Genomic DNA, 18,120 nt, shown 5'->3' on the forward strand with positions numbered 1-18,120 from the left:
CGATCCTTGTTCACAAGAGTTAAGCATTCCCCTCGGTGAATAATTCACTATGAAAGGTAATGTCTTTTACTGTGAAAATATCATGATTTCGATGTAATCGCTAACATTAGTGCAGTTTGGCACGCTTGATTCTCGGGGAAGATCACATCGGGACATAACTCTTTCTGATGCATACCGTGTAACTGTTTGAGTTGTTTGGGTTGGGCAAAAATGGTCAAGCCACGCATCAGCATGCTGCCACAGACGCGTTGTTGTGGGTCGAACGCCAGTGCCAATACCACTCGTGGCTTGAAGCGTCCACCCGAACGGCCAACACCCACGTTACCCAGTTGGCATAAACGATCAAACGCGCGGTTGAATCGTTGGAGTTGCCACCAACCCAGGGCAATCTGCATTAGCCAGGCGATAATGGCAATAGTGATCAGTGCGCTGGTCATAGTATTCCGCTCCTCGAGAAAGTGAAGGGCTGGGAAGACCCAGCCCCAGGTTGTGTCCCTCTATTGCCTGTGGTGCTCGCGTGCAATTGAGTGACATAGCCTATAATCAGAACATAACCTGACCGCCAGTGATATTGATTGACTGACCGGTACAGTAAGAAGCTTTGTCACTGGCATAGAACAGCAGCGTATTGAGCACATCCTGATAATCACAGCCACGTTTTAGCGGGACTTTATCGGTGTAGTATTTTTCCACTTCTTCTGCTTTGATACCCAGTTTTTGCGCATATTGCGGCAATAATGACTGGAACATCGGTGATTTCAACAGATTGCCCAACATCAAGGAGTGCACGGTAATACCATACTCCGCCAGATCGAGAGCCAGTGATTGTGTCAACCCGACACCACCGAATTTGGCAGCGCTATAACCAGAATTATGCTTGCTGCCAACTTTGCCGGATTTAGAGTTGATCTGAATGATACGCCCCGCAACGCTATCGCGGATCATCAGGCGTGAGAATTCACGAGCGCAAAGGAAATAACCCACCAGATTCACTTGAAGCGAACGATCGAAATCGCCCAGCTTGAAGTCGGTGATCGGTGCCGCTTTGGCGATGCCGGCGCTATACACCAACAGGTTTACCTTGCCAAATGCCTGGTCAACCGCGCCTGCCAAAGCAATCACGCTGGCTTCATCGGTGGCGTCGGACTGGAAACCGATGGCGCATTCGGCACCGTATTGCTCGTTGATTTGCTGTGCCACCAGATTAGCGTTATCGGCATTAAGATCGGCAACCGCAACGCGATAACCGGCTTCAGCCAGACCGTGGCACAGGAAAGCCCCTAACGTTTGTCCACCGCCAATCACTACAGCTACTTCAGACATTTTCTACTCCTTTTACGCTAAATTTCAGCATGCTGCCCAACGGAATATCCGTGGGGGTGTCACCAGTTACGTGGATTGACCCTGGGAATTCGGCCTCAGTATCACCGTTGAAACGCACGGTAACGTGGCCCAGTTCACGCAGGTTTTGTGTGGCAACCTCTCCGACGGCGGTAATCGGGTAACGGGTATGGCCAAGTTCCATCACCCCGCCGACCTCTAAATCCCCCGAGGTTTGGCTGTGATGGTGAATAAAGCAATACTCTTCGATGTCTGCGGGTGCACCTTCACGGAAGGTAATCAGCATGTCATCCTGTAAAGCATCACACGCCGAGTCGCCGATACGGGTAATGGTGGTTTCAAAGATGGTATTCATGGCATTCTCCCTGATTAATCTATTGATAAATAAAGGCAGATGCTGCCCAAGCGATCAAGACCGTTGGCGCACCGGTAAGGAAACGACCAACCAACACGGAAGGAACACCAACCCGCACTGTATCCTGCTTGGCTTCGGCCAGTGATAGACCCACAGGGATAAAGTCACAGGCAGCCTGGGCGTTAATCGCGAACAGCGCCGGTAATGCCAATTGAGGGGGGATATGGCCAAGACCAATCTGCACGCCAACCAGCACGCCGATCACCTGAGCGATAACGGCCCCTGGGCCGAGGAACGGTGAAAGTAACGGGAAAGAACAGATCAGCGCCAGCGTCACCAAGCCAATCGGGCTGGTGGCCAGAGGCGTCAGACCATGGGCGATAACATCACCCAAACCAGAGGCCATGATGATACCGATCAACGCCGAGACGAAGGCCATAAACGGCAGAATGGTTTTCAATACGGTATCGATGGTGTCACGTCCGGCCTGGAAGAACACCGCGACTACCGATCCCATCCCCATGCCAACTTTGGCCAGTAAACCGTCACTTTGCTCCGTGATTTTCTTGCTGGTGTCGTAGTCACGAGCTTTGGGTTGTGGCTCAGCGGCGGCAGTGGATGCCGCAGGAGGAACTTCAGCGCCGTCGGCAATCTCTACCAGGCTGATATTGTTTTCCCGTACGCCAGAAACGTAAATATCTTCCAGAATAAACTGCGCCAGCGGCCCGGAACGACCAGTGGAGTGGATATTTACAGTCGGGATGCGGCGTTTGGGATAGATACCGCAACGCAATGTGCCGCCACAGTCGATAATCGCAAGACCGATCTCTTCCGCTGGTGGTTCACCTTCCTTAAAGCCATCCACTGCAGGCCAGCCGGTAAGTTCGCTGAGCTTGTCAACGATCGCCGGGCGTGTACCGGCAGTAATATAGACAATCTTCTTGCCGGGGAGGATCGGGAGTTGCAATGGACCACCCCAACCGCCAGCACCTTTTTCAATACGGACATATGCACTCATGCTGCGCTCCACAGATTAAAGTTGAACATGACGATCCAGTTTGATGCCCATTTTGCGTTCGAACACGCTAGTGGTGAGATCGGTGATCCAGCCGCGGAAGAAGTTGGTGAACAACCCAACCAGGAAATAGCTCACTGCCAATGGTGCCAGTGGCAGGCCAAGTGTGCTCAGCCCACTGGCGACGCCGAGGTAGACGAACAGCTCACCTGGGTTGATATGTGGGAACAGACCATTCATGGAGTGGCAGCTATAGGAAGCGGCAGCGTAGTAACTCGGTTTGTACTTCTCAGGCATAAAACGCCCGAGGCTCAACGTCATAGGGTTACAGAACACAAAGGTGCCGATTAACGGCAGAAACAAATAGCGCGAAATCGGGTTACCGGCACAGCGCTGTGCCAATCTTTCGATACGATCCTGGCCAACAAAGTTGATCAGCGCGTTCATGATAACTAACAAACTGATCAGTAAAGGTAAAATGCCGGTCACCATACCAACAAACACTTCACCACCTTTCTGAAACAGACCGATAAACCACTCGGCTCCATGGGTAATTATGTCAATCATTATTTTTCTCCTGTGATGGATGCTATGGCCTGGAGCGAATAGCGGCTCTGTCGCCATGCGTCTTACATTACTCACTTTAAAATTTTTTTTGTTTATATGGATCACATTTTGAAAGATAAATGTTTTATTTTGAAAGATATAAATGAAATAAAAGGAAGATGTTAGTAGGGGTGTTAACGTTATGTTGCTGATTAATAGGCATAAAAAAGGCCCGAAGATTCGGGCCTTGTGAATAATAATGTTATAAAGTAATGGGTTAGGCGATAGTTACACTTTTGTCGAGATAAGTGTCCTGTACCGCGTTAATCAAGGCGATGCCCTCTTTCATTGATTTCTTGAAAGCTTTACGCCCCAGTATCAGGCCCATACCGCCAGCACGTTTGTTGATTACGGCAGTACGCACCGATTCCTGAAGATCGTTTTCACCGGCCGCACCGCCGGAGTTGATCAAACCTGCGCGCCCCATATAGCAGTTTGCCAACTGGTAACGAACCAGATCGATAGGGTGATCGGTGGTCAGCTTGGAATAGACACGATCGTCTGTGTAGCCAAATTTCACTGCACGGTAACCGCCGTTGTTCTCGGCCATTTTCTGTTTGACGATATCGGCGCCAATAGTGGCTGCAATATGGTTGGCTTGCCCGGTAAGGTCTGCGCTGGCATGGTAATCAACGCCATCTTTGTTGAATGCCGGGTTACGTAGATAGGCCCAAAGTACCGTCACCATTCCCAATTCATGCGCACGCTCAAAGGCGACCGAAATCTCTTCAATCTGACGGCGTGACTGTTCAGAGCCGAAATAAATGGTTGCCCCCACCGCAACTGCCCCCATGTTGAATGCCTGCTCGACGCTGGCGTAGAGAGTCTGGTCGTATTGGGTTGGGTAGCTCAGGGTTTCGTTGTGGTTGAGTTTAACCAGAAACGGGATCTTGTGGGCGTAGCGTCGGGATACAGAGGCTAACACGCCATAGGTAGAAGCCACGCAGTTACATCCGGCTTCAATCGCCAGTTCGACGATATTCTTCGGATCAAAATAGAGTGGGTTGGCGGCGAAAGATGCCCCTGCCGAGTGTTCAATGCCCTGATCGACCGGCAGAATCGATAAATATCCGGTGCCAGCAAGGCGGCCATGATTGAGTAAGGTTTGCATCGAACGCAGGACACTGTTCGGGCGATTGTTGTCGATCATAATCCGGTCAACAAAGTCGCCACCGGGCAGATACAGATTTTCAGCAGGGATGGTTGTACAACGATGTTGCAGCAGGTCTTCTGCTTCTTTACCTAACAATTGTGCAATATCAGTCATGATTAACTCCCGTTAAGCGCTTACATATGCCGGTCAGCTAAGGTAACTGACAACCGGCGGTCAATAAGCGGTGATTAAAGCGGTGAGAAACAGCCTAGCGAAATACTGATGGCGGGGAGAGTCAATAGATGCGATTGAGAAGAAATACCATCTGGGTGTTGCAATACGTGTAGGTGGTCGCTTTTTTACGCTAGAGCAACAGAGTAAAAGGGACCATGGTGCACGATCGCAAGCGAATTATTCGGCCTCGAACCAGTCGGTATTCTGCAGGGCAATCGGCGTTATAGAATAGATCATTTCCTGCAAATGCTCATGGATGGCGCGTTCTGCCGCATCGGGATCTCGCCCCTTCAGTGCTTCAAAGATAAGGTAGTGCTGCTCGATCAGGCTCTCGGGGGGAGAGACTTCACTCAGGCTGAGGAAACGTACCCGGTCCATCGTCGCCTTTATGGTTTCGATGGTTTCCCAGGCCAGCGTACAGTTGGCGATTTGCGTCAGCAGATAGTGAAATTCATCGTCCAGCGCTAAAAACTCTCTGATCTGATTATTCTGCGCGGCTAACGTCTGGCGATGCAGGTTATGCTCCAGCGCCAGCAACTGTTCAGGGGTGATGCTGGTGGCAGCGCGCCGTACAATGGCACACTCCAGCGCCTGGCGAATGAAGCGCCCATCGGCCACCCGTTTGGCAGAAATCTTCATCACAAAGGTGCCGCGCTGCGGCAGGATTTGCACCAGCCCAGCTTCAGCCAGCTTGATAAAGGCTTCACGTACCGGTTGGCGTGACACGCAAAACCGCGTAGAGATCTCTTTTTCTGAAAGTAGTGTGCCCGGCGGGATCGTGCAATCGACGATGTCTTTACGCAGGAAATGATAGATTTGTTGATTGACCGGTAGGCTATTCGTGAGGTTGTACGATTCTGACATGGCGACAATCAATCAGTAGGCTAAGAGTAAGTTGCCCAACATACTAGCAGATAAGCAGCCTGATTGCCCCTGCCGCAATGATGCTGGGGCAATCAATACTCACTAGCCGCTATTCAGTGGCTGTGCAGGCTTTTAGCTGCCTTAAACGCCGTGCTCTCGGCGGCATCTTCAACCTCGCTCAAATCACGATCTTTCACTTCTGGCATTATCAGTGTCGCCGATAAACCGATAATGGAATAAGCAATCATCATTATGGCAATAGGCCACCAGGAATCGGTGATATTGCAGAAAATACCGGCTAGAACCGGTCCGAAACCCACAGCCACCAGACCACCAGCCTCTTTGGCAATCGCCATACGGGTAAAACGGTTACGTGAGCCAAACATTTCCGCCATGGTGATGTTTTCCAGCGCAAACAGGCCGAGCACCGCGACATTATGAATTACAATAATGGCGGCCATAATGGTGCTTACGTTATTGCTCTTGTCCACAATCAACGAAATCATCGGGTAAGCCAAAATAATCGCCGAGAGGTTAACCAGAATATAAGGTATCCGGCGGCCAAACTTGTCTGAAAGCCAACCGAGTAATGGAATGGTAATAAAGCCGATGACCGAGCTGATCATTAAAGCATCTGTAGGGATAGCTTTATCAAACAGTAATGTCTGTACCAGATAACCGGCCAGGAAAGTTTGTATCAAGCCGGAATTGCCTGCTTGCCCAAAACGCAGCCCGGTAGCCAACCAGAAAGATTTGCTGCTGAACATTGCCGACAGCGAATGGGTGTCGCCGGTTACTGCGGCTTGCGGGCTGGAAGTGGCGTTATCGTCATTCACTTTCTCAAATACCGGGCTTTCTTTCAGGTTCATCCGCAACCAGATAGCAAACAGCATGACCACCACGCTGGCCAGGAAAGGGACGCGCCAACCCCAGGCCAACAGTTCTTCTTTGGTCAGCAAGAAGAACATCATCGCCCAGATCGCGGTTGCGGACAGCGTGCCGCAGTTGGTTCCCATCGCCACCAATGAGGAGATAATCCCGCGTTTACCTTTAGGGGCATACTCTGCCAGCATAGTCCCGGCACCGGATATTTCTGCTCCAGCCCCCAACCCTTGGATAATACGCAGCAACACCAATAGTAAAGGGGCGAAAATACCGATCTGGGCATAGGTTGGCAGGACGCCAATCAATGTGGTGCAGATACCCATCATGGTAATGGTAATAAACAGGACCTTCTTGCGGCCGATGGTGTCCCCCATGCGGCCAAAGAAGAATGCCCCAACGATGCGGGCAATATAACCCGCTCCGTAAGTTCCCATTGCCAGTATTAATGCCATTGCGGCAGACTGCTCAGGGAAGAATATTTCATGAAAGACCAAGGCAGCACCGAGTGAATAAAGCTGGAAATCCATAAACTCCAGTGCCGTGCCTAACCAGCCAGAAACGGCTGCCTTGACCAGATCCGAAGTGTTTCTTTCAGGCTGAGTATATTCAGTGTGAGTGTTTATCATTGTTCTGTTCCCGCAATGGTTGTCGTGAGTACAGCAAGTTTTGTCAGCGCCGCTCGCCCGTCAGGTTGCGGTGCAGGCAGGCAAACGTGGTTGGCTAGAATTTCAATAGAACTTTGCAGCACTGCTTTTGGTCACTTTCGAAAATCTTCATGGCATCAATTACCTGAGAAAAGTCGAACTGGTGGGTGATCAGTTTCTCGGGGGAGATCTTGCGGGCAGCCATCCACTCGATAACCTGTGGAAAGCGGTTACTGTTTAGCCGTGAACTGTAAATAGTGATTTCTTTACTGGTGATGGCTTGCTGGTTGAGTATGCAAGGCTCGGCAGAGAAACCCATGATACCGATACGCGCGGCAGGGGAGGCTAAGCCGATGGCCTCTGGCAAGATCGCCGGGTGGCAGGCGGCATCAACAATCAGCGTAGGCCGAATAGCGAGCTTGTGCAGTTCGCTGGCCAAGTCGAGTTGGCTGTTGTTGATCGTTCGATCAGCACCGTTGGCTGCGGCCATGGCAAGGCGTTCGTCAATGCGATCGACAGCGATAATTGTTTTTACGCCGTAAACGCCACGCAAAGCCTGAATGGTGGTCAACCCCATCGGCCCTGCGCCATAGACCAGGGCAATATCCAGCGGACCGGGTGCCATCTGCTGGCAGATATTGGCGGCAATGGTAAAGGGCTCAACCATCGTAGCGTTATCGTCGGGGATACTGTCTGGTATCCGATGGGCATTTTGCGCTGGTAAGGTGATATATTCGCTAAAGCCGCCGTCACGATGTACCCCGATAACACTCAGTTCGCTACACACGTTTGGTCGCCCAACCTGGCAGGGGTAGCAGTGGCCGCAGCTGACTACCGGATCACCGACGACCCGCTCGCCGATACGCGAGGGGGGAACCCCTGCGCCAATCGCATCAATATGGCCGAAAAACTCATGGCCGATGACGCGTGGATATTTGGCAAATGGATTATGACCGCGATAGATATGCACATCAGAACCACAGATCCCGGCGCTGACAACGCGGATGCGTACTTCACCAGCCAGTGGCTGAGGCAGCGGACGATCTTCGATAACCAGCTGTTCTGGCTGTTGAACGGTAATACTTTTCATCGTGACTCCTCGATTTACCAGTTCCACAAAGTACCGTCTTCCAGACGGGCGACCGGCAGGTAGGCGGGATCATAGGGATATTTGGCCGCCAGCTTTTCGTCGAATTCGATACCCAACCCCGGTTTTTCCCCCGGATGCATGTAGCCATTGTCGAAGGTCCAACTGTGTGGAAAGACTTCCAGCATCTGCTCGGAGTAACCCATGTATTCCTGAACGCCAAAATTCGGCACCCAGAGATCAAAGTGCAGCGCGGCGGCCATACAGATTGGCGAGAGATCTGAAGGGCCGTGTGAACCGGTACGAACCTGATAAAGCGAGGCAAAGTCGGCGATGCGGCGCATCCCGGTGATGCCACCGGCGTGAGTGATGGTGGTTCGGATATAATCGATCAACTGTTCTTCAATCAGCTGTTTGCAGTCCCAGATGCTATTGAACACCTCACCAACCGCAATCGGAGTTACGGTGTGCTGGCGGATCAGACGGAAGCATTGCTGATTTTCTGCCGGGGTGGGATCTTCCATCCAGAACAGGCGGTATTGTTCAATGCTTTTACCAAAACGGGCCGCTTCGATGGGCGTGAGACGGTGGTGCATATCGTGCAGTAAATGTTGCTCGAAACCGAATTTGTCGCGTACGGCCTCAAACAGTTTCGGGGTGAAATCGAGATACTTTTCTGTCGACCAACTTTGTTCTTCTGGCCAGTGACCTTTGGTCGCTGGCTCATAAGCCAGCCCTTTGCCTTTGGCCATGCCGTAGGTGGTTTTCATCCCTGGAACAGCGCACTGCACACGAATGGCCTTGAATCCCATTTCCTGGTGTTTGGCATAGTCGTCCAGCACTTCGTCTATCGAGTGGCCGGTCGTATGGCAATAGACCATGACGCCAGAGCGGGAAGCGCCCCCCAATAGCTGGTAGAGGGGCATATTGGCCGCTTTGGCTTTAATGTCCCACAGCGCCATATCTACCGCCGAAATCGCCGACATGGTGACAGGGCCACGCCGCCAGTAGGCACCTTTGTAGAAGAATTGCCAGATGTCTTCAATCTGGTGGGCGTCACGCCCAATGAGCTGTGGGCAGAGGTGATCTTTCAAATAAGACGCTACCGGCAGTTCACGGCCATTCAAGGTGGCGTCGCCAATCCCGGTCAGCCCGTTTTCTGTGGTGATTTTAATAGTGACAAAATTTCTGCCCGGGCAGGTAACAAACACCTCGGCTTTAATGATCTTCATGACATCCTCATCCTGTTCTAACGCAATACGTTATGCGCGAAAAATAACCGTGATATAACTACCATACAAGTATGAGTTGCCGAATTTGCCAATCAGGATCACATTAATCGCCGGATCGAAAGGGGAGATGAGCTGTGGAAAGAAAAGGTCAGGGGGTTGATGACAAAGCGGCCTTCTGACCCGAGATACCAGGGCCTGGCGCACCGAGGGGCGCTCCGACGGTTTACGCCGTTACGACCCTCTCCCTAATAACGGGGTTTTTCAGCAGTCTGAGGCCCTGTTTCAGGGCCTGGTTTCAGCCGCAATTATTGCAAGAGAGCGCAATCTGGTGGCAGACGGCATGCGATGGCATTGGGTAGCACTTCAATACGAAAATGCTTGCCCCTAAGGGGCTCACCATCCAGATTGAAGGCGATTTCATGCGGCGCACTGATTTCCAGCCAAGGCAAGGAAACATCAACGATGTTACTGTTCTCTTCACCGCTGAACAGGGTGTTGACCAGTGCAGGCAGCAGTTCTTTGGTGGTTAACAGGCGCACTTGCAGTAAACCATCGTTAATCAGGGCGCCAGGGCACAGCTGCTGCCCACCCCCTGCTTGCTTACCGTTGCCAATGCCGATGACCAAGGCTTCTCCAGACCAATGAAAATCAGGGCCTCTGATCACGCAACTGTCGGCTTTCAGCGCATCCAGCCGCAGCAGCCCATGGATAAAGTAGGAGACGGCCCCCAAGGTCGATTTCAGTATTTCTGGGGTTTCTGTGGTGATGCGTGTACCAAAACCCCCGGTGGCCATATTAACGAAGCAACGATCATCGTTCACTTTTGCCAAGTCGATGGGCACCGTCCGCCCCTTGATCGCCAGGGAAAGCGCCAGTTCTGGCTCCAAGGGAATAGAGCAGGCAGTAGCAAAGTCGTTGGCGGTACCCAGCGGCAAGATACCCAGTATCGGGCGTTCTTCTGTCGGCAGTTTTAGCAGCGCTGTAACTACCTCGTTAATTGTGCCGTCACCGCCACCCGCAATCACGGTTTCGGCACTCAACGGGTGGGCTTCCGTGACAAAGCGAGCCGCATCACCGTGCTCCCAGGTTACGCGAACATGCAAAATCTGGCCTTCATCCCGCAACCTGCTCACTGCTGCCCGGACTTCCTCGTTACTGGCACTTTTACCATTGATTATAAGTAGTGCAGGGGGATATTGGCTCATTCCCGATCGCCTCTGGTGAAGAACGGTGTGGTGTCTAATGGGTTCATATAGCCTATTCGGGTGCGTTATCTCAATGGGCGCGAGTCATTGTAGAACATTTTTGAGGGAACCCAACCTGGTTTTAATGAATAGGACGATTGCACCCTCCACAACGGCACATGGCATTCATATATACTCGTCATACTTCAAGTTGCATGTGTGTTGGCTTTCCTCGTTCACCCCAGTCACTTACTTGAGTAAGCTCCTGGGGATTCACTGCGTTGCCGCCTTCATGCAACTCGAATTATTTAGAGTATAAACTGATGAATGCTCTTTTTATTGCCTTATAATCTGAAAAATGAAATAATCTCACTACAATTACGCGGTTGAAATTTCAGAAAATAAAGTTAATTTGATTCTGATGAATATCGTGATGATTATTTGATTTGTGAATAAACATATCAATTTTATACTTTTTGTTATTTTCTATTTTCTATTTTTAATTTTCTGGATTTTGTGATATCTATTGTCAACATCCATATGTGGTAAGGAATATCATGACGTTGTTTTTTGAGTTTTTTAAATCCCCGATGTGCTTTTTTAAAAAACGATTTGAATATATTGATTATTTTCAAAGTCTTATAAGACTGCCTTCTCCCTCTTTGCGTTACAAGGTATTGTTACTCGTTTTTTTATGCCTTGGCGTAAAATGCACCTATGCACAGATTGGCACGCCTCGTACCTTTTGGGCAGTGGGGATGCCAATTACATTTATTGATATTAATGATCTCCATTTCCCCAGCGATCAAGCTGGTGCAACGGTGTCAAAGGCTTTTTTTGTAGGCGGTTATCGCTATTATTTTCAGTATTACGCTCCAAATCGTCCAACTGATGTTATTTATCCTACTGCCTTGGTACATCTTTATGGGGTATCAAATTTTCCCGTTTCCACCATCAACCCTGGATATTTAAAGCTGAATGACGATATTGATGTACAATTAGGGATGAACAGTTGGCAGAGTAGTTTTTTTACTGTCCCTTTTGACTGGCGTCTGGTAAGTGCCATCCAACTTTCTGATGCAGGGGGATTTTCTTATACTAACTCTGACTGGCTTAGAATTGATATGAAGCTCAAGCTCAGAAGGAATATCATTGGTGGTTTGACATTGTTGCCGAATGAAATATTAATAGCAGAAGTGTATGGGGGATTAACCTATGGGCAGTATACCACGCCACCTGGTGTGCGAAGCCCGACCCCGGCCTTTCGTTTTTTTTTAAAAGGGCAGATGGCTCCAATACCGGCGAAATGTAACATTAGAGTTAAAAACCAGGGTGAATATAATGTGAACTTTGGTGACTTGAGCAGTGCAGAGATCGGTAGCGATGGTAGCCGTTATGGTAAAAGTATATTACTTGACTACCGCTGTAATAATGACTATAACCTGCCGATAAAAATCACCTTGGTCGCTAGCCAAAGTGCTTTTTCCAGCGATTATATTGCAAGCAGTAATAAAGACTTGGGGATTATTATGAAATACAATGGCAACGTTGTGAGGCCGAACAGCAGTTTTAATACTCGATTACAAAACGGGCAAGGCCATGACGTTATTTATTTTTCCCCGGTCAAAAACCCCACGCAAAAAACGATCGTTGATGGAGAGTTTACCGCGAACGCAGTATTGATGATGTCCGTTCAGTGAGGCGTAGACCGTTTGGGGCCGCGCCAGCTGTGTATGCACCTAGCGATGAGGAGCCTGATTGCTGCATACCTGAATAATTTATTTTAGAAAGAGAAAAAGAAAATGCCAACCCAAGGGAGATTGGGTTGGCTAAGGAGGTGGTTCCTAGTATTGCTATGCAAATATTTTCGTTATTAGTTTTAAGCAGCATGATAATAACCAAGCTGCTCGGAAATTGATGTGATCAGATTCTAATATTTGCTAAAAAATAGCACCATAAAGAATTTGACTGAATTTACGTCAATCTTGCGGCAAATTGCGGATCAATAATGCGTAATTGAGGTCCACATCCTCGGGGATTGGCAAATAAACAATATGGCCATTACCGGGGGCGACGTCGATAGCAGTACCTTTCTTGTTTTGCATATTTTCTATAGTAAACATAACGTTACCTGAAGGTGTCATTATTTCCACACTGTCACCGAGCAGGAATTTATTTTTAACATCAACTTCGGCCCAGCCGTTGAGACGAACGCCGGTAAATTCGCCGACGAATTGCTGGCGTTCAGAAATTGAAGAGCCGTAATCATAATTCTGATGCGTATCGTGCGTGTGGCGGCGCAGGAAACCCTCGGTATAACCACGGTGCGCCAAACCTTCCAGGGTGGTGAGCAGGCTTGGATCAAAAGGCTTACCGGCAACGGCATCATCGATAGCGCGGCGATAGACCTGAGCGGTACGTGCACAGTAATAAAACGACTTGGTTCGGCCCTCTATTTTCAGCGAATGCACGCCCAACTGGGTAAGGCGTTCAACATGCTGTATGGCACGTAAATCCTTTGAGTTCATGATGTAAGTGCCATGTTCGTCTTCAAAGGCACTCATATACTCACCGGGTTTTTGCGCTTCAGAAAGCATAAATACTTTATCGGTTGGGGCACCAATACCCAGCGTTGGTTCAATGTTTTGCACTGTAATAGGTTCATGCATATGTACAATGCTACCCGTATCGTCCTCTTTACCTTCTTCTGCCTTGTATTGCCAGCGGCAGGCATTGGTACAGGTTCCCTGATTGGGGTCACGCTTGTTGATATAGCCGGAAAGCAGGCAGCGGCCTGAGTAGGCCATGCAGAGTGCGCCATGAACGAAAATCTCCAGTTCCATTTCCGGCACTTGGCTACGGATTTCAGCAATTTCATCCAATGACAGTTCGCGGGAAAGAATGACGCGCGACAACCCCATCTGCTGCCAGAACTTGACCGTGGCCCAGTTGACCGCATTAGCCTGTACCGAGAGATGAATGTCCATATGCGGGAACGCTTCCCGCACCATCATGATCAAACCGGGGTCGGACATAATCAGCGCATCTGGCCCCATATCGATAACGGGTTTCAGATCGCGCAGGAAGGTTTTCAGTTTGGCATTGTGTGGCGCGATGTTGACGACCACATAGAATTTTTTGCCCAACGCATGAGCTTCGTTTATCCCTAGTGCCAGATTCTCATGGTTAAATTCGTTGTTGCGCACCCGTAGGCTGTAACGTGGCTGGCCGGCGTATACCGCATCGGCACCGTAGGCAAAGGCATAACGCATGTTTTTCAGCGTTCCGGCCGGGGAAAGCAGTTCTGGTGTAAACATAATCATTCTCGGTCTGATTTCAGGTCAGTACCGCGCCACCCGATGGCGCAGCGAAAGCGGGGAATTGTAGCGGCAGCGCGGCAAGAAATCAGCAATTAACCGGAGTTTTTCGGGGGCTATTGATCTTCGTCATGGCAGGGGGACTTTATTACTTATGGTGCTGCTGGCAGCACTTTGAGCACTGTGAAGGATACGCGGCCATGATGCCGCGCATGGGGGGAGGCTCAAACGCTTAAATCACGAACGTCTTGGCTGGGGCCATTTTTTATTACTGACTCGATGCCCTTTTTTGCAGCACTTTCCGAACTGTACATCTGGCTGGTGCCGATCACCTGATGATTTTTGGCATTCAAAACGAAATAGTGTTGGTTATTGCTGCTGGTTTTCAGCCCAAACTGTGCCTCATGGGGCGAATTGACCTGCACGGAAGAAATACCATTTTCTGCTGACGCTTTGCTGGCATACATCTCGCTGGAAAGTATGATCTCCCCATTGCTGGCATGCAGTGTGAAGTGGTATTGCCCGTTACTCGCTCTTTTCATCACATAGTAGCCTGTTGCCATAGTCCTTCTCCTGTTGGTTGCAATGAGCGAGATAAGTGTAGTCAACAAGGCTGTAACATGAGGGGCTATTTATGCCAGCCTAAAGCCCATTCAGCAATTTGCAAGGCTCAGCCTCCCAACGATAGCCCACACCATATACTGAACGGATAAAGGCCTTATCCTCGTCGATATGTTCCAGTTTACGCCGCAGATTTTTGATATGGCTATCAATGGTACGATCGGTGACCACACGGTAATCGTCGTAAAGATTGTTCAGCAATTGCTCGCGTGAAAACACGTTGCCAGGCTGGCTAGCCAAGGTTTTTAACAAACGGAACTCTGCCGGCGTCAAATCCAGGATCTGGCCGCGATAACTGGCCTGAAAGCGAGGCTCATCAATATGCAACAAGGCATCATCATCGTTGCGCTCCTGATCCCGGGAACAGCGACGTAAAATGGCTTTCACCCTGGCGACAACCTCGCGTGGGCTGTAGGGCTTGCAAATGTAATCATCTGCGCCGATCTCCAGCCCCAGAAGGCGGTCGATCTCCTCAATTTTGGCAGTGACCATCATGACGGGGATCTCGGTAAAACGGCGCAGCTCGCGGCAGACGGTCAGGCCGTCGCAGCCCGGTAGCATCAGATCGAGCAAGATCAATGCTGGTGGATGAGCATGTACTGCGGGGATAACGTCGTTACCGTTGGTTAGCCAACATGTGGCGTAGCCCGCCGCCTGCAGATAATCCACCAGCAATTGACCCAGTTTTGGCTCATCTTCCACAATCATGATCTGTAGTGGCTGATTGAGATTTTCCATCAAGTAACCTTGTTATTCACCCGTTTTGGGCAAGTCTACCGTAACGCGTATGCCACCGAAAGGCGAGTGCTCCGCGTGGATGTTGCCGCCGTGCGCTTCGACAATGTTATGGCAGATGGCAAGCCCGAGCCCCGATCCACCACTGGCACGGTTGCGCGATCCTTCGGTACGGTAAAAACGCTCGAAAATACGGGCCAGCTGTTCATCGCTAACGCCGGGGGCACTGTCCTGCCAGTAAATCTGCACGGTTCCCGGCAGGTGTTCAATACCGATCTCCAGCTTGCCGCCCGCATCGGTATAGCGCAGGCTGTTTTCTAGCAGGTTGTTGAATAACTGATTCAGGCGATCAGGATCGCCAAATAGTATCGCCTGTGGTGGCAAGTGAGTGATGATCGTCAACTGTTTGGTATGAAAACGTTCACGGAAGGCCGCTACGGCGATTTCCAGCAGATGCACGCAGTCTACCTGCGATTTGCGGTAAGCCAGTGCTCCGAGATCGGAAAGCGAAAGTTGGTGCAGATCGTTGACCAGTTTGGTGAGTGTGGACACTTCAGCCTGCAGCGAAATGAGGGAGGCGGGTGTCGGTTGGCGCACCCCATCCTGTAAGGCTTCCAGCTCACCGCGCAGTACCGCCAATGGGGTGCGTAGCTCGTGGGAAATATCCGCCATAAATGCCCGCCGCATCTGTTCGTTCTTTTCCAGCGAGGTAGCGAGATGGTTGAAATCCTGCGCCAGCCTGCCAAGTTCATCCTGGCTGCTCACTGCCACCCGCGTGCTGAAATCTCCCGCCGCCAGCCGGTGTGTTCCTGCTACCAGGCGCTTAACCGGGGCCAGAAATCCGCGCGACATCAGCCAAGTGACTGCCGCAGCCAGTAGTGTGGATAATGCAACGATCACCCAGCTGGTTTGGCGTTGCTGGCGGTCAAAGTTGATATCGGCGTTGCGTGTCAGCCTCTCTGGTGGAGTTGCTACCACCCAACCAACGATTTGATCGTTGTAACGGATAGGGTGGCGGGTAGTTTCCTGAGGAATTGGGCCACTATGCCCGACCAATCGATTGTTTTGGCTATCTACCACCCAAAACTGGGTTCGCCAGCCTTTGGGCGGCAGGCTCTGGTTGCTGTCATTGCTGCGTTCAAACGATCGCATGATCCGGTAGACCACCTGATCGTTATTGCGCAGAAATGCCCAGCTACCGTGTTGGCTATACTGTTCCTCCAGCGCTTCACCAAGCATCGAAATACGCTGCTCATTACTGTGCTTGATATAATCGATGAATCCGCGTTCAAAGCTAATCCGGACTCCCCAATGCATGGTGAGCAACGCCAGCATACAGGTAGCGAAAATTGCCATGAAAAGTTTGCCGGTGATACCTATTCTCATTGGGTCCTCGTTGAACCGGTACCCGGTTCCTTTTTCAGCTGGCGATTGGTGGCAGTATCGGCAGGGACTTTAGCAAAGGCCAGTGCCGGGAGTGCAATAATCAGCGCCATACAACCATAGCTATAGATAAAAGCATGGTGCATGGCCGGGCTGTTGGCGACTACCTGCTGGTGGGCGAAGCTACCGATCAGTATCCCGGCAATACTGACGCCAAGGCTCATGGAAAGCTGCATCACCATCGACAGCAGGCTGTTACCGCTGCTGGCAAGGCGATCGGGCAAATCTTTCAGCGTGAGAGTATTCATTGCCGAGAATCGCAGGGAGTTAACCATCCCCTGAAAGAACAGCACGGCTGGCAACAGATAAACCCAGCCCAGTATGGCGATCAGCGGAAAACTTAAACTGACCAGCGCCAGCATTAAGGTGGCGGCAACCAGCACATTGCGGTAACCATAACGGTTAACTACCTGCACCACGATACGTTTCATGCCCATGCTGCCGATAATCATCGGGATCATCATTAAGCCCGCGTGGAATGGTGAAAAACCCATGCCTATCTGCAGGAATAGCGGGGTCATAAAAGGTAGCATACCGCTCCCGATGCGCCCCAGTAGGCTACCGGTCAACCCCACCCGGTAGGTTTCAGTTTTAAACAGCCGGAGAGAAAACAGCGCACGGCTATTTCCCTTGGCATGCCACCAGTAGCTCGCCAGTGCCGCAAAGCCGATTGCTACCAGTGCGCCGATAGCGGCAGGTGATAGCCCCATGCCTTGGTGGCCGTCGAGTGCCAGGGTCAATGTTGCCATGCCCACGACCAGCATAATAAAACCTCTGACGTCAAAGCGGCGGGTTTGCATGGTGTAATTAGGCATCAACAGCAGTGTCGCTATTGCCCCGGCGATGCCGACGGGAATGTTGATCAGGAAGATCCAGTGCCAACTGGCATATTGCACCAGAAATCCCCCCAATGTCGGCCCCATCAGTGGGCCGATCTGCCCGGGTAAAGTCACAAAGGTCATCGCTGCCATATACTGTGCACGCGGGACAATTTTCATCACCGTCAGCCTGCCAACCGGTACCATCATCGCGCCGCCGATGCCTTGAACGACACGGGCAGCAACCAGCCCATTCAACGTTTCAGCCTGTGCGCACAGCAGCGAACCCAGCGAAAACAGAACGATGGCACTGAAGAACACCCATTTAACGCCAATCCGGTCCGCTAACCAGCCGCTAGCAGGCAGCATCACCGCAACCGTCAGCACATAGGAAACAATGACCGACTGCATACGCAGCGGGCTTTCACCCAGACTGGCAGCCATCGAAGGCAGTGCAGTATTAACAATAGTGGTATCCAGCGTCTGCATAAAGAAGCCGAAAGCCACAATCCACAGTTGCCAACGCACGGAGGTGGGGAGTAGTGGCGCGCTTTGTTTGTTCATCTTTTTGCTCGTCGTCTTTCAGGCCGCAGCGTTGTTGGCTGCACGTACTCGCCCCAGTCACTTGGCAAGAGCAAGCTCCTGG

At 50.8% G+C, this 18,120-nt stretch carries 17 protein-coding genes; 1 reads left to right on the forward strand and 16 read right to left on the reverse strand.

Translation table 11 applies throughout. From position 1 onward, the window contains the following. Positions 1–80: 80 nt before the first annotated feature. From gutM to yegS, 11 genes are all read right to left on the reverse strand, one after another. Positions 81–437, reverse strand: coding sequence for a transcriptional regulator GutM (gene gutM / locus SAQUA_RS07405; RefSeq protein WP_380672166.1), 357 nt, complete (start codon positions 435–437; stop codon positions 81–83). A gap of 106 nt (positions 438–543) precedes the next feature. After that, complete coding sequence (gene srlD, locus SAQUA_RS07410) at positions 544–1,323, reverse strand: sorbitol-6-phosphate dehydrogenase (protein ID WP_380672168.1); 780 nt, start codon at positions 1,321–1,323, stop codon at positions 544–546. Then, on the reverse strand, positions 1,316–1,696 hold the full coding sequence (srlB, locus tag SAQUA_RS07415) for a PTS glucitol/sorbitol transporter subunit IIA (protein ID WP_380672170.1): 381 nt from the start codon (positions 1,694–1,696) through the stop codon (positions 1,316–1,318). Before srlB ends, srlD begins: the two co-directional genes overlap by 8 nt. Positions 1,697–1,715: 19 nt before the next feature. Further along, positions 1,716–2,714 (reverse strand): PTS glucitol/sorbitol transporter subunit IIB, encoded by a 999-nt coding sequence (locus SAQUA_RS07420; RefSeq protein WP_380672172.1) that lies wholly within the window; start codon positions 2,712–2,714, stop codon positions 1,716–1,718. Positions 2,715–2,729: 15 nt separating this feature from the next. Then, on the reverse strand, positions 2,730–3,278 hold the full coding sequence (locus SAQUA_RS07425) for a PTS glucitol/sorbitol transporter subunit IIC (protein ID WP_380672174.1): 549 nt from the start codon (positions 3,276–3,278) through the stop codon (positions 2,730–2,732). Positions 3,279–3,534: 256 nt separating this feature from the next. Continuing rightward, positions 3,535–4,584, reverse strand: a complete 1,050-nt coding sequence (fbaB, locus tag SAQUA_RS07430) for a class I fructose-bisphosphate aldolase (protein ID WP_380672176.1) — start codon at positions 4,582–4,584, stop codon at positions 3,535–3,537. A 237-nt stretch (positions 4,585–4,821) separates the two neighbouring features. Beyond that, a complete protein-coding gene (locus tag SAQUA_RS07435) occupies positions 4,822–5,508 on the reverse strand; it encodes a GntR family transcriptional regulator (protein WP_380672178.1) in 687 nt (228 codons plus the stop codon). Between the two features lie 113 nt (positions 5,509–5,621). Further along, positions 5,622–7,019, reverse strand: a complete 1,398-nt coding sequence (locus SAQUA_RS07440; RefSeq protein ID WP_380672180.1) for an MFS transporter — start codon at positions 7,017–7,019, stop codon at positions 5,622–5,624. A 94-nt stretch (positions 7,020–7,113) separates the two neighbouring features. Beyond that, positions 7,114–8,127, reverse strand: coding sequence for a Zn-dependent oxidoreductase (locus tag SAQUA_RS07445; RefSeq protein ID WP_380672182.1), 1,014 nt, complete (start codon positions 8,125–8,127; stop codon positions 7,114–7,116). A 14-nt stretch (positions 8,128–8,141) separates the two neighbouring features. Further along, positions 8,142–9,356 carry a D-mannonate dehydratase ManD gene (gene manD / locus SAQUA_RS07450; RefSeq protein ID WP_380672184.1) on the reverse strand — a complete coding sequence of 405 codons (1,215 nt, stop codon included), beginning with the start codon at positions 9,354–9,356 and terminating at the stop codon, positions 8,142–8,144. A 305-nt stretch (positions 9,357–9,661) separates the two neighbouring features. Further along, positions 9,662–10,561, reverse strand: coding sequence for a lipid kinase YegS (yegS, locus tag SAQUA_RS07455; RefSeq protein ID WP_380672187.1), 900 nt, complete (start codon positions 10,559–10,561; stop codon positions 9,662–9,664). A 536-nt stretch (positions 10,562–11,097) separates the two neighbouring features. Here yegS and SAQUA_RS07460 point away from each other — a divergent pair. Beyond that, entirely contained in the window at positions 11,098–12,240 is a 1,143-nt protein-coding gene (locus tag SAQUA_RS07460; protein WP_380672189.1) for a fimbrial protein, read from the forward strand. Between the two features lie 279 nt (positions 12,241–12,519). On the opposite strand, the gene yegQ is transcribed toward SAQUA_RS07460, so the two are convergent. The 5 genes from yegQ to SAQUA_RS07485 form a co-directional block, all read right to left on the reverse strand. Next, entirely contained in the window at positions 12,520–13,857 is a 1,338-nt protein-coding gene (yegQ, locus tag SAQUA_RS07465) for a tRNA 5-hydroxyuridine modification protein YegQ (RefSeq protein ID WP_380672191.1), read from the reverse strand. Between the two features lie 224 nt (positions 13,858–14,081). Continuing rightward, on the reverse strand, positions 14,082–14,420 hold the full coding sequence (locus SAQUA_RS07470; protein WP_380672193.1) for a YegP family protein: 339 nt from the start codon (positions 14,418–14,420) through the stop codon (positions 14,082–14,084). A 79-nt stretch (positions 14,421–14,499) separates the two neighbouring features. Then, on the reverse strand, positions 14,500–15,216 hold the full coding sequence (gene baeR / locus SAQUA_RS07475) for a two-component system response regulator BaeR (protein ID WP_380672195.1): 717 nt from the start codon (positions 15,214–15,216) through the stop codon (positions 14,500–14,502). Positions 15,217–15,228: 12 nt separating this feature from the next. Further along, positions 15,229–16,599: a two-component system sensor histidine kinase BaeS gene (gene baeS, locus SAQUA_RS07480; protein WP_380672197.1), complete on the reverse strand. Its 1,371-nt coding sequence runs from the start codon at positions 16,597–16,599 to the stop codon at positions 15,229–15,231. Continuing rightward, complete coding sequence (locus tag SAQUA_RS07485) at positions 16,596–18,038, reverse strand: MFS transporter (RefSeq protein ID WP_380672199.1); 1,443 nt, start codon at positions 18,036–18,038, stop codon at positions 16,596–16,598. Before SAQUA_RS07485 ends, baeS begins: the two co-directional genes overlap by 4 nt. Positions 18,039–18,120 lie beyond the last annotated feature (82 nt).

It is taken from the genome of Serratia aquatilis, from assembly GCF_044865145.1.
GTDB classification, from domain to species: Bacteria; Pseudomonadota; Gammaproteobacteria; order Enterobacterales; family Enterobacteriaceae; genus Chania; species Chania aquatilis.